This window comes from Pseudomonas asturiensis, assembly GCF_900143095.1.
In the GTDB taxonomy this organism is placed as follows: Bacteria; Pseudomonadota; Gammaproteobacteria; order Pseudomonadales; family Pseudomonadaceae; genus Aquipseudomonas; species Aquipseudomonas asturiensis.
The window spans coordinates 146,308-158,474 of record NZ_FRDA01000008.1; the positions used below are offsets into that span (position 1 = coordinate 146,308).

A 12,167-nucleotide genomic window follows, 5' to 3' on the forward strand; every position below is an offset into this window, starting at 1 on the left:
CCATGACTACGCCCATTTTTCTGTCTGTCGTGATTCCAGCTAAAAACGAAGCCGACAACCTCCCCGCCCTGGTCAGGGAAGTCTGTGCTGCGCTCACCGGCGAGCGCTACGAGATACTGGTGGTTGACGACGGCAGCACGGATAACACCCTGCAAGTACTGACGAACCTGAAGGAAAGCGGCCTCAACACGTTGCGCATCCTGCGCCATGAGCGATCTCTCGGTCAGAGCACATCGATTTATCACGCAGCATTGGCAGCTGAGGGTGAATGGCTGGCGACGCTGGATGGAGATGGCCAGAACGATCCTGCCGACATTCCAGGGATGTTATCGCTGGTACGCGCTCGTCAGGGAGGCCCGAACTCGATCCAGCTGGTGGCGGGGCATCGGGTGAATCGCCGCGATACGGCCAGCAAGCGATGGGCCTCGCGATTCGCGAACGGTCTGCGCAGCCGCCTTCTCAAAGACGCTACACCGGACACCGGCTGCGGCCTGAAGCTGATCGAGCGAGCGGCTTTTTTGCGCCTGCCTTACTTCGACCACATGCACCGATTCATTCCGGCACTCATTCAGCGACACAACGGCCGGATGGTCATCCACCCCGTCAATCACCGTCACCGACAGGCGGGTGTATCCAAGTACGGCAATCTGGACCGTGCGCTGGTCGGCATTCTTGACCTGTTTGGTGTCTGGTGGCTGATCCGCAGGACCCGCCTGGATGCCACCGCACAGGAGCAGCGCCCATGAAACTTGATAGCGAAACCCTCTGGCTGATCCTTGGCTTCGTCGGGCAGGCCGTCTTTACCGGCCGTTTCGTTCTGCAATGGCTGTACAGCGAATTCAAGAAGCGCAGCGTCATTCCGGTGGGCTTCTGGTACCTGAGCATGCTGGGCAGCTCAATCCTTTTGATCTACGCGATCTATCGACAGGACCCCGTGTTCATAGCAGGTCAGGCTTTTGGACTGATCGTGTACATGCGCAACCTTCAACTGATCAGCCAACAGGCCAAGACACCCAAGGAGCAATGACGTTGCGAACTTCCATTTCGCCTCGCCTCGAAGGATGGTTACTGGTCGTGCTGGCCGTCGTGCTGGTCGGGGCCGGTCTGGGTTTGCGCCAGCCGCAGAACGTTGACGAAGAACGCTTTCTGGGCGTTGCGCTGGAGATGCTGCAGAACGGGTCGTGGTTCGTCCCCCATAGGGCCGCCGAAATCTATGCCGATAAACCGCCCTTGTTCATGTGGGCAGTTGCGTTCTTCATTTGGTTGACCGGCAGCCCGAACATAGCGCTCTATCTGCCCGCACTGTTCTCGGCAGGCGCGACCACTGCAGTCCTCTACGACCTGGGGCGTCGTCTCTGGAACCGACGCATCGGTCGATACGCCGCCTTGCTGTTCCTGGCCACTTATCAAACCTACAGCATCCTGCGCACCGGACAGATCGACAGCTTCCTTTGCCTATGGGTCGCGCTCGGTTTCTACGGTTTGGTTCGTCACCTGTTGCTCGGACCGTCCTGGCGCTGGTTTTATTTCAGTTGCGCAGCGATGGGCCTGGGAATCATCAGCAAAGGCGTGGGTTTTGTACCGGCCTTGATGCTGATTCCGTATGCCTACGCCGTGCGTAAAAACTGGCAAGGTGTGGTGAGAATGCCTGGCCAGGCTGCACGCTGGGCGCTGGGTTTACTGGTGACATTGCTGGCGTGCTGCCTCTGGCTGGTCCCCATGGTGATCTCGGTCGTGCGTGACGGGGGACCGGAAGGCTTTGCTTATATTCACGAAATACTCCTGCACCAGACGGCCAATCGCTACGCCAGTGCCTGGGACCACCGCGAGCCCTTCTGGTATTTCTTTGTCAAAGTCATCCCTCAGTACTGGCTTCCACTTATCTTCGCGCTGCCCTGGCTGATCCCGGCGTGGCGCAGGCAATTGAGCAAACAGGATGGCCGAGTGTTGATACTGCTTGGCTGGGTGTTGCTGGTGCTGCTGTTCTTCAGCCTTTCCAGTGGCAAACGCAAGCTCTACATCTTTCCCGCGCTCCCCGGCCTGGTACTGGTCGCGGCCCCACTGGTGCCCTGGCTTCTGCGGCGCTGGTTCAAGGAACGCGCCTGGGCTCGGCGAATATTCCCGACAGTGGTCGTTGTATGGCTGGGTCTGTGGTTCGCCAGAGGCTTCGTCGAACCGCTCATCGAAGGCGAGAACCCACACAAGGAGCTGATGGAGCAGGCCGCCAAAGTCACCCAGGGGGCCGATCTGGTCCTGGTCAACTGGCGTGAGGGCCACTGGCTTTATGCGCGCCAACCCATTGTGCATTTCGGTTTTGCCCGGCCCTTGGCGGTCGAGCAGGCGGCCAGGTGGCTGCGAGAGCACCCCGGCACCTTCGCGCTGGTTCCAGGCGAACTATTGGCCAATTGCTTCCTGCCGGAAAAGGCTCATGCGCTGGGTCAGACATCCAGGGCGGACTGGTTCGTGGTCGATGCCCAGGCCGACAACGGCGTGTGCCGGCCTGAACGCCCTATGGAAGTCTATCGATTTGCCTGGAAACAGCCTGTCCAATGACCATCAGCCCAATCGCCAAGCAAGCAGGGAGTGCCTGACGCCATGCTTCTGGAAACCATAAGAACGGCGCGCGAGGGTGGGTCGAGCCTGTATCGACGACGAGTCTCACTCGCGCAGATACTGCTCGTCACCGTTACGTTTGGGGTGTTGATGCTGGCATACGGCGTGTCGACACACTTTCAGATTCATCAGCAGCTCTATCAGTACGGCCGCACCTGGTTGAAGGGAAATGAAGCACCCGATAAAAACATCTGGTTGCCGGACTTTCAGGTGGTTGTCGAAGCCAAACCCATCGGCCCGGATGTGGCCAATATCTCGGGAATAGCTTACGACTACGACAACCATCGCCTGCTGGCCGTGACCAACAAGGGGCCGATGCAACTGCTGGCGCTGGACATGAACGGCGACATTCTCGAACGCTACCCCCTGATCGGTTTTGACGACACAGAAGGAGTGGCCTATCTGGGTAACGGACGGGTAGCGCTTTGCGACGAGCAGCTTCAGCAACTGGATATCATCACCTTGCCAGCAGCCGCTCGTCCAATCCAGGTCGAAGAGGCCCAGTACATCGCGTTAGTGATCAATCCAAGCCTGCACAACAAGGGCTTTGAAGGTGTCACTTACGATCCTGATAACGACCGTCTATTCGCGATCAAGGAGCGTGATCCACGCCAGCTATTCGAGGTTTCTGGCGTCTTGCGGTCCATCGACCAAGGCCGCTTGCAGATAAAAGTTGTCGATCGGCTGGATTGGGTGACAGGGGGTGTTGCTGCACGTGATCTTTCGGAAGGTTACTACGATCCGCGTACCGGACACTTGCTGCTACTCAGTGACCAGTCACGCTCAATCACCGAGCTGGACGGTAACGGTAGGTTCGTCAGTATAAGGTCGTTGGCATCGGGATTTTCCGACCTGAAAAACAGCATCCCCCAGCCTGAAGGACTGACCATGGACCGCGATGGCAATCTGTACGTGGTCAGCGAGCCGAATCTGTTTTACAGGTTTTCAAAAGCACAGAAGCAACCCGCTGAACAACCGGGTCACTGAAGGCGAAGACGCCTGGTTTCGTCAGATCCAGCCGCCCCACTGCAGGATAAAAATCCCGATATTGGTCGTCACGGCGGCGGCCAGCGTGGTCAGCACGATGATCGCGGCTGCCAACTCGTAATTGCCATTGGCGGTGCGCGCCATGATGTAGCTGGCGGCGGCGGTCGGACTGCCGAAGTACAGGAACAGAATGCCCAGCTCCGCGCCACGAAAGCCCACCAGCCAGGCCGCGAACGTGCACAGCACCGGCAGCCAGACCATCTTCATCACACTGGCACTGATGGCCAGCTTGCCGCTCTTGCGCAGCGAGGCCAGTGACAGCGTACCGCCGATGCAGATCAGTGCCAGCGGCAAGGTCATCTGCGCCAGATAGCTGCCGGATGTTTCCAGCCATTTGGGCAAACCGATACTGAAGTAGGCGAAAGGCGAAGCGATGATCACACTGATGATCAGCGGATTGGCCAATACACTTTTGAACACGTTCCACGGGTCGGACTTGATCACCGGGCTGTACACCGCCAGCACGACGGTCGACAGCGTGTTGTAAAAAACGATGACCAATGCCGCAAGAATCGCGCCCAGTGAAATGCCGTAGGAGCCATACATACTGGCGGCCAGCGCCAGGCCGATCACGCCGTTATTGCCGCGAAATGCACCCTGAACGTAAACCCCGCGGTCTTCATGCGGGCAGCGCCAGATCGCCCAGCACCAGGTGAACGCGAAACTCAGCAGCGTGGCGACGCCGAAGAAGATCAGCAGTCTGGGTTGCAGGGCCGCGCGCAGGTCGGCGTGGATGATGCCCAGAAACAGCAGTGCAGGCATGGTGACGTTAAACACCAGTCCCGACGCTGCAACGATGAAACCATCGTTGATGGCACCGATGCGCTTGAGCAACACACCGAGGAACAGCATGGCGAACACCGGGGCGGTGATGTTCAGGGTTTCAAGAAAAATAGCCAGCATCCAGCGCACCCGGTCCCGTCGATAGGTGGCTCATGATAAGCCACCCACGACGCAGGTGTTGCAAGGAATTTCTGCAAACACCGAACCACCTGACGGCGCGGCGCGTCAGACGATACGACTGACCTCCACCGTTGGCTGCAACTGGCGTTCGAATACCGACACACCATCCAGGTCGCGCAGGGTCACGGTCATTTCGCCGCTCTGCCCGTCGATATTCACTTCACCGAAGAACTGGAAACCGGCGAACGGTGAGGTGTTCTGCGCGGGCGGTGCCTTCTGGAAGACCAATTCCGGGCCGAAGGTCTTGTCAAGCTTATTGGGCCCGAAGCTGCCTGCGTTCAACGGTCCGGCAACGAATTCCCAGAACGGGTCAAAGTCCTGAAACACGGCCCGATCCGGCTGGTAGTGATGCGCAGCGCAATAATGCACATCCGCCGTCAGCCACACACAGTCGCGAATCTTCTGCGCGCGCAGGTAGGTCAGCAGTTCCGCCACCTCCAGCTCACGCCCCAGCGCAGGTCCGTCATTGCCGTTGGCAATCGCTTCCCAGCGTGCAACGCCTGGGCTGACTTCACCGTCCGGTACACCCAGGCCAATCGGCATGTCGGCTGCGATGACCTTCCATTGCGCCCTGGAGCCTTTGAGCTCACGCTTGAGCCAGTCCAGTTGTTCGCGCCCCAGGAACGCCGTGGTCGGGCCCGGCTTGTCGGCCAGATTCGCGTCGTTGCCGTCGCGATAGCTGCGCATATCGAGGACGAACACATCCAGCATCGGGCCATAGGGGATCTTGCGATAGATCCGCCCGCCGTTATCGGCTTCCTGCAAACGCAACGGCGCATATTCCAGGTATGCCTGACGCGCGCGGGAAGACAGCAACTGAATGTCCTTGACCTTGTAGCGGTCATCCAGCTGTTTGCTCGGCGACCAGTTGTTGGTCACTTCGTGGTCATCCCATTGCCAGATTTGCGGCACCTCGGCGTTAAACCGGCGCAGGTTCTCGTCCATCAGGTTGTAGCGATAGTTGCCGCGGTATTCGTCCAGCGTTTCGGCGACTTTGCTTTTCGCCTCGGTGGTGAGGTTGCGCCAGATGCGTCCATCCTCAACCGTGATCTGCGCCGGGACAGGGCCATCGGCGTAAATGGTGTCGCCGCTGTGGATAAAAAAGTCCGGAAGACGCAGGCGCATGGCTTCGTAGATACGCATACCGCCCACGTCCGGGTTGATGCCAAAGCCCTGGCCCACCGTGTCGCCACTCCACACAAAACGAATGTTGCGACGCTGTTGCGGCATGCTGCGCAGATGGCCGAACCAGGGCTCACTGGCGACGCCGCTCTGCGCATCTTCGAACGACACACGGTAGAAGATCGTCTGATCGACGGGCAGGCCGGTCAGCTCGACGCGAGCGGTGAAGTCGGTGCGCCGATCGGCCAGCGCCGACACGACACGTCGCGGCTGGGTGAACATGCTGCGCGTGTCCCACTCCACGATCATGCGCGAAGGTCGGTCGCTGCGACTCCAGACCATCGCGCGGTCGCCCAGCACATCACCTGACTGGACGCCGTCAGTCATCTTCGGACGATCCTGCACCGCCGCGATGACCGCCGGCGCAAGCCCTGGCAACAACAACCCGGCCCCGACGGCCTGAATGACACGACGACGCTTGAGATCGAACTGGCTCACGGTTATCCCCTCGCAGACAGGTAAAAGAGCAACCTAGCAGGGGAATGTTGGGGGAGTGTGACAGCGCTTGCGCAGCGTGGGAGAGGACCCACACATGAGTGCGAGATACCGCCGCCGCCCACAGAAGAAACAGCTTTTCTTCTGCGGGAGGAAGTTGATAAGCGCGTGCGTGATCAGCGTCAGATCAGATCAGATAACACTCAAGCACTGGCCGGGGCGACATCCATTTCGACCACTTCGGGCCGCTTGAGCACGGCATACACCACACCTGTCACCACGCTACCAACCACAATGGCCAGCAGGTAAAGCAGTGCGTGATTGATGGCGTTGGGGATCAGCATGACGAACAGGCCGCCGTGCGGGGCCATGAGTTTGCAGCCGAAGTACATCGACAGCGCACCGGTCAACGCGCCACCCACGACGCTCGCCGGGATCACGCGCAACGGGTCCTTGGCAGCGAACGGAATCGCCCCCTCGGAGATGAAGCACAGCCCCAGCACAAACGCGGCCTTGCCGGCCTCGCGCTCGCTCTGGGCAAACTTGCGACGGGCCAGCAGCGTGGCGATACCCATGCCGATAGGCGGCACCATGCCGGCGGCCATGGCAGCGGCCATCGGCGCGTAACTCTGCGACGCCAGCAAGCCGACCGAGAAAGCGTAGGACGCCTTGTTGATCGGCCCACCGAGGTCGACACACATCATCGCGCCCAGCAGCACACCCAGCAGAATCGCGTTGGTGGTGCCCATGCTGTCGAGGAAGTGGGTCAGCGCTTCGAGCATGCCCGCCACCGGCTTGCCGACCACGTAGATCATCACAAGCCCCGTGAACAGGCTCGACAGCAACGGGATGATCAGGATCGGCTTGAGCGCTTCGACACTCGCGGGCAAGCGTGCATAGCGATTGATCGCCGCCGCGCTGTAACCGGCCAGAAAACCGGCCACGATGCCGCCAATGAAACCGGCACCCAGCGTACTCGCCAGCAGGCCACCGATCATGCCCGGCGCCAGACCCGGCCGGTCAGCAATGGAATACGCGATGTAACCGGCCAGCAACGGCACCATCAGTTTGAACGCCGCCTCGCCACCGATCTGCATCAAGGCGGCGGCCAAGGTGCCCTGCTCCTTGAACGCAGTGATCCCGAACACGAACGACAGCGCAATCAGCAGACCACCGGCCACCACCATCGGCAGCATGAACGATACGCCGGTCAGGAGGTGCTTGTAGACGCCGGTCTTCTCTTGCGCGGCAGGCGACCTGGCAGCGGTTGCGTCGGACTCAACCTGACCTTCTGCCAACGCTTGTTTCAGCGTGGCCTCGGACTGTTTGAGTGCGATGCCCGTGCCGCAACGATAGATTTTCTTGCCGACGAAACGGTCGGTGTTGACCTCGATATCCGCAGCCAGCAGCACCACGTCCGCGTCAGCGATGGCCTTCGGGCTCAGCGGATTACGAGCGCCGACCGAGCCTTGGGTCTCGACCTGCAGGTCATAGTTCAGACGCTTGGCGGCTTGCTGGATGGCTTCGGCAGCCATGAACGTATGCGCCACGCCAGTCGGGCAGGCGGTGATCGCGACAATGCGCGGTTGAGCGCCGGAGCCGGTCGCGGTTTCAGGCGCGACCGCCTGCTGGGCAACGTGGACCTTCGCCTCCTTGTCAGCACGCAGCAGAAAGCCGTCAACGTCCTGCAAGGCATGGGAAGGCGAGTCCTGGAACAGACGCTTGCCGACGAAGCGGCTCAGGTCCACAGGCCCGGTATTGACGACCAGTACCAGATCGGCGGCCTCAATGTCCTGGGCCGACAGTTGGCGATCCGGTTTGTGCGGGTCAATGATCTCGACGCTGGTTTCCCAGCCCTGACGCATCGCCGCCGCTTCGAGCAATCGTGCACTGAGTACGCTGCTGACCTTGCCGTTCGGGCAGGCCGTTACTATGGCTAACTTCATGACGATCCTCTCTTATTGTTCTGTCAGGCTGCGTACAGTGACGCCGCCTTCAAGCCGTTTGAGTTGCGCGGCATCGGTAATGCCGAAGCCGATCTGAGTCACCGCCATGGCGGCAATCGCCGTCGCAGTGCGCAATGTTTTGTGCGGCTCATCGCCGCTGATCAGACCGTGAACCATGCCTGCCAGCAACGAGTCGCCCGCGCCCACGGTGCTGGCGACAGTAACCTTGGGCGGCAGCGAGTGCAGCGCAAGGTGGGGACTGAACCAGTGCACACCTTCCGAGCCTTGGGAAATCACCACGTGCTCGATGCCCTGGGTGTGCAGACGAGCCGCCACCTCGGCCTGAGCGGCGATGGAGATGATCGGCGCATCCAGCGCGTCGGCCAGTTCTTCGGTGTTGGGCTTGATCAGCCACGGACCTGCCGCCAGACCGGCACGCAACGCCAGACCGCTGCTGTCCAGCGCGACTTTCAGCCCCAGATCCTTGAGCATCACCAGCAGCTTGTGCAGCCATTCAGGCGTTACGCCACGTGGCAGGCTGCCGGCAACGACGACTGCATCGAAGCCCGGCGCGATCTGCTGCACGCGGGCAAACAGCGCCTGCTGCGCCTCGTCACTGACCTGCGGGCCGGGGCCGTTCAAGTCGGTGATGCGGCCGCTGCCTTCGGCCAGCTTGATGTTGCTGCGGGTTTCGCCCGGCACGCGCACGAACTCGTCAACGAAGCCACGACGCTCGAACAGCGCCTCGAACGCCTGTTGATTGTCGATGCCCAGAAATCCGGCGACGGTCAGGTCATGTCCCAGGTCAGCGAGCACCTGCGCCACATTCAGGCCCTTGCCCGCCGCGTGAGTGAGCATCGCGTTGCTACGATTGACCTGGCCCAGCTCGATCTGCCCCAACTGCACAGTCAGGTCCAGCGCCGGGTTCATGGTCAGGGTAAGAATCTTCGCCATTACAGGGCCTCCACGAGTGCACGGACTTCGGCGGCACTGCCCACCGCCAGCGCAGTTTGCGCCAGTTGCCGGGCGCTGCTCAGGCTCAGTTCACGAACACAGGCCTTGACCTCGCCGATACTGCGCGCTGAAACGCTCAACTCATCCACGCCAAGGCCGACCAGTATCGGCACGGCCAGCGGGTCTGCCGCCAGTTCACCGCAGACGCCGACCCACTTGCCATTGGCATGGGCAGCGCGCACGGTCATATCGATCAGTTGCAACACCGAGGGGTGCAGACCATCAGCCTGTGCCGACAGGGTCGGGTGACCACGGTCGATGGCCATGGTGTATTGGGTCAGGTCATTGGTGCCGATGCTGAAAAAGTCGACTTCTTTGGCCAGCACCGGCGCAATCAGCGCAGCGGACGGCACTTCGATCATGATCCCCAGTTGCAGGTCACTGACCGGAATCTCTTCACGCAGGCGCTGGGTCATGTCCCGCGCCTGACGCCATTCCTCGACGGTGCCGATCATGGGAAACATGATGCGCAGCGGCCCGCTGTTGGCGGCGCGCAACAGCGCGCGCAGCTGGCTTTCCATCACGTCCGGGCGCTGCAACGTCAGGCGGATGCCGCGCACGCCGAGGAACGGGTTCTCTTCTTTATCGATGGGCCAGTACGGCAGCGGCTTGTCGCCACCCACGTCCAGCGTGCGCACCACCAGAGGACGCCCGCCCAGGTCTTCGAGCACGCGGCGGTACTCCGCCTCTTGTGTGGCTTCGTCCGGCGCCTGAGAATGCGCCATGAACAGCAACTCGGTGCGCAGCAGACCGACGCCTTCAGCGCCCTGCTCCACCGCAGCCGGCGTGCCGGTGCTGTCACCAATGTTGGCGAACACTTCAACGGCGTGGCCGTCGCGGGTCACCGCTGGCTCCATACGCAGCGCTGCAGCCTCCTTGAGGCGTTGCTCACGAGCATCGCGATCCTGAATGGCCCGCTGCAAGGTGGCGTCGTCCGGGGCCACGGTCAAACGGCCGCGCTGGCTATCCAGCAGCAGGACAGTGCCCGGCTTGAGCAGCAGCACTTCATCGCCCGCCCCGACCAGCGCCGGAATGCCCAGCGCACGCGCAACGATGGCGCTGTGCGCCGTCGCACCGCCGCGAGCCGTCAGAATGCCCGCTACCTGCGCAGGATCCAGACGCGCCACGTCGGACGGGCCAACTTCGTCCATCACCAGAATGTAAGGTTCGTCGGGCGCGGCGACGGTTTCAACGCCGCAGATTTGCGCCAGCACGCGACGACCGACATCACGCAGGTCTGCCGCACGTTCGGCAAGCAGCGCGTCCTGCAGTTGTTCCTGCTGAACGGCAGCCGCCTCGATTACGCTCGCCCAGGCAGCGGCAGCACTTTCGTCCCGGTTCAGACGCTGCTCGACCTCGTGGGTCAATTCCGGGTCGTCGAGCATCTCCTGGTGGGTGATGAAGATCTCGCGGATGGCCTTGGCCTTGCTGCGCTGGATCAGGTTTTCGATGTCGCGGCGCACTTCAGCCAGCGCTTTTTGCAGGCGCTCGCGTTCAGCGGCGACCGACTCGCCTTGCTGAGGGTATTCGAAGGCCTGCAACACCTGAATATGCGCCGGGCCAATCGCAATGCCCGGCGAGGCGGAAACGGCCTGCAACACGCTGCCGGCTGCCGGGGCATGGACCGGCTTGGCAACGGCGGCTGGCGCAGGTGCCGTCTTGTTTTCGGACGCCACCGGCAGTGGCTCGACTTCCTCGCCCAAGCCCTGCGCTACCGCTGCCAGCAAGGCCGGCAATGCATCAGCGGCGATGGTCGGTTCAGCGATGAACTCCAGCGTCTGACCGCGACGTGCGCCCAGGCTGAGCAGCTTGCTCAAGCTCTTGGCAGAGACGGCGCTATCGCCGGTTTCCACGATACGCACGCGAATCTCGCCCTCGAACTCCTTGGCCAGTTGCGCAAGGATTTTCGCCGGACGCGCGTGCAGCCCATGGGCGTTGGCGAGTTGGATCTGCTCGGTGGGCCATTCGGCGGGCAATTCGCCACCCAGGGCCTGCAACACCACGCGGCTGTTGGTGGCGTGGCCCAGTTCATGGCCGCGACCTTCGATCAACAAAAGGCACAAGCGCTCAAGCAACGCCTGATGCGCCTCACCGAGACTGGCCAGACAAAACAGGCCGGTGAGCGGCTGACCCAGATAACGAATCGGTTTGTCAGGCGTGACAAAAGCCAGACCCGGACGCTTGACGGTCTGCTCGCTGTGCAGCCACCACAGGCCATCGCCCAGCGACAGCGCCTCGACTTGCTGCAACACCGCAGCGAAACCGTTACTGACACAATCGGCCTTGCGCAGCAGACGTGCGCCGCGCCATACCAGTTCTTCGAAATCGTCGGCCGATACACCCAGGCTGATCATTTGCGCATCGAGCGCCAGTTCCTGCGGTGCGCCTTGCAGCAGTTTGAGCAGATCCTCCGGGGTCTTAGCTTCTCGCAGCGCCTGGCCGAGGTCTTCCTCGCCCAACGCGCGGGTCAGCAGTTGCAGCAGGCGCAAGTGCTCATCGGACTTGGCCGCGATACCAATGGCCAGGTACACCATCTGGCCATCGCCCCAGTCCACCCCTTCGGGGAACTGCATCAGGCGCACGCCAGTGGTGGAGACAAGGTCGCGGGTTTCGGGAGTGCCATGGGGGATGGCGATGCCCTGACCCAGAAAGGTGGAGCCCTGCTGTTCGCGGTTCATCAACCCGGTGAGATAGCCTTGTGCAACCAGGCCGTCGGCGACCAGATGTTCGGCAATCAATTCAAGTGCGGCAGTTTTATCCACAGCCGACTGGGCCATGGATATTTGCTCCAGAGTGAGTTCGAGCATTGCCTTGACTCCTGTGCAGCGCCAGGGCGCCACTTGATTCTTGTTTTAATGACGATCTGACATGATCGACAGCTTGGGGTAGATGAAATGCTATCCATCGGACATCGGTTTCATCTCGATTGCAGCAGACAATGCGAAAGCTGAATCGTTTAATCTACAA

Annotated in this window: 9 protein-coding genes; 4 read left to right on the forward strand and 5 right to left on the reverse strand. The window is 61.3% G+C overall.

Features of this window, described 5'->3' with window-relative positions:
- Positions 1 to 2 precede the first annotated feature (2 nt).
- The 4 genes from BUB69_RS15945 to BUB69_RS15960 are packed head-to-tail and all read left to right on the forward strand — an operon-like array spanning position 3 to position 3,600.
- Complete coding sequence (locus BUB69_RS15945) at positions 3 to 746, forward strand: glycosyltransferase family 2 protein (protein ID WP_073168415.1); 744 nt, start codon at positions 3 to 5, stop codon at positions 744 to 746.
- Positions 743 to 1,027: a lipid-A-disaccharide synthase N-terminal domain-containing protein gene (locus BUB69_RS15950; protein WP_073168417.1), complete on the forward strand. Its 285-nt coding sequence runs from the start codon at positions 743 to 745 to the stop codon at positions 1,025 to 1,027. Before BUB69_RS15945 ends, BUB69_RS15950 begins: the two co-directional genes overlap by 4 nt.
- Positions 1,024 to 2,553, forward strand: a complete 1,530-nt coding sequence (locus BUB69_RS15955) for an ArnT family glycosyltransferase (RefSeq protein WP_073168420.1) — start codon at positions 1,024 to 1,026, stop codon at positions 2,551 to 2,553. The genes BUB69_RS15950 and BUB69_RS15955 overlap by 4 nt, the downstream gene beginning before the upstream one ends.
- A gap of 42 nt (positions 2,554 to 2,595) precedes the next feature.
- Positions 2,596 to 3,600, forward strand: a complete 1,005-nt coding sequence (locus tag BUB69_RS15960; RefSeq protein ID WP_073168422.1) for an SdiA-regulated domain-containing protein — start codon at positions 2,596 to 2,598, stop codon at positions 3,598 to 3,600.
- Between the two features lie 21 nt (positions 3,601 to 3,621).
- Here BUB69_RS15960 and BUB69_RS15965 read toward each other — a convergent pair whose 3' ends face one another.
- From BUB69_RS15965 to ptsP, 5 genes are all read right to left on the reverse strand, one after another.
- A complete protein-coding gene (locus tag BUB69_RS15965; RefSeq protein WP_073168425.1) occupies positions 3,622 to 4,563 on the reverse strand; it encodes an AEC family transporter in 942 nt (313 codons plus the stop codon).
- Between the two features lie 105 nt (positions 4,564 to 4,668).
- On the reverse strand, positions 4,669 to 6,243 hold the full coding sequence (locus BUB69_RS15970; RefSeq protein ID WP_073168427.1) for an alkaline phosphatase D family protein: 1,575 nt from the start codon (positions 6,241 to 6,243) through the stop codon (positions 4,669 to 4,671).
- Positions 6,244 to 6,443: 200 nt separating this feature from the next.
- Positions 6,444 to 8,186, reverse strand: coding sequence for a PTS fructose-like transporter subunit IIB (locus tag BUB69_RS15975; RefSeq protein WP_073168430.1), 1,743 nt, complete (start codon positions 8,184 to 8,186; stop codon positions 6,444 to 6,446).
- A 12-nt stretch (positions 8,187 to 8,198) separates the two neighbouring features.
- Positions 8,199 to 9,140 (reverse strand): 1-phosphofructokinase, encoded by a 942-nt coding sequence (gene pfkB, locus BUB69_RS15980; RefSeq protein WP_073168432.1) that lies wholly within the window; start codon positions 9,138 to 9,140, stop codon positions 8,199 to 8,201.
- Positions 9,140 to 12,007 (reverse strand): phosphoenolpyruvate--protein phosphotransferase, encoded by a 2,868-nt coding sequence (gene ptsP / locus BUB69_RS15985; RefSeq protein ID WP_073168435.1) that lies wholly within the window; start codon positions 12,005 to 12,007, stop codon positions 9,140 to 9,142. The genes pfkB and ptsP overlap by 1 nt, the downstream gene beginning before the upstream one ends.
- Positions 12,008 to 12,167 lie beyond the last annotated feature (160 nt).

What these genes read in the sequence shown, in the direction of transcription:
- BUB69_RS15945 (WP_073168415.1), top strand. Translation starts at nt 3, where the DNA reads ATGACTACGCCCATTTTTCTGTCTGTCGTGATTCCAGCTAAAAACGAA.
- BUB69_RS15950 (WP_073168417.1), top strand. Translation starts at nt 743, where the DNA reads ATGAAACTTGATAGCGAAACCCTCTGGCTGATCCTTGGCTTCGTCGGG.
- BUB69_RS15955 (WP_073168420.1), top strand. Translation starts at nt 1,024, where the DNA reads ATGACGTTGCGAACTTCCATTTCGCCTCGCCTCGAAGGATGGTTACTG.
- BUB69_RS15960 (WP_073168422.1), top strand. Translation starts at nt 2,596, where the DNA reads ATGCTTCTGGAAACCATAAGAACGGCGCGCGAGGGTGGGTCGAGCCTG.
- BUB69_RS15965 (WP_073168425.1), bottom strand. Translation starts at nt 4,563, where the DNA reads ATGCTGGCTATTTTTCTTGAAACCCTGAACATCACCGCCCCGGTGTTC.
- BUB69_RS15975 (WP_073168430.1), bottom strand. Translation starts at nt 8,186, where the DNA reads ATGAAGTTAGCCATAGTAACGGCCTGCCCGAACGGCAAGGTCAGCAGC.
- pfkB (WP_073168432.1), bottom strand. Translation starts at nt 9,140, where the DNA reads ATGGCGAAGATTCTTACCCTGACCATGAACCCGGCGCTGGACCTGACT.
- ptsP (WP_073168435.1), bottom strand. Translation starts at nt 12,007, where the DNA reads ATGCTCGAACTCACTCTGGAGCAAATATCCATGGCCCAGTCGGCTGTG.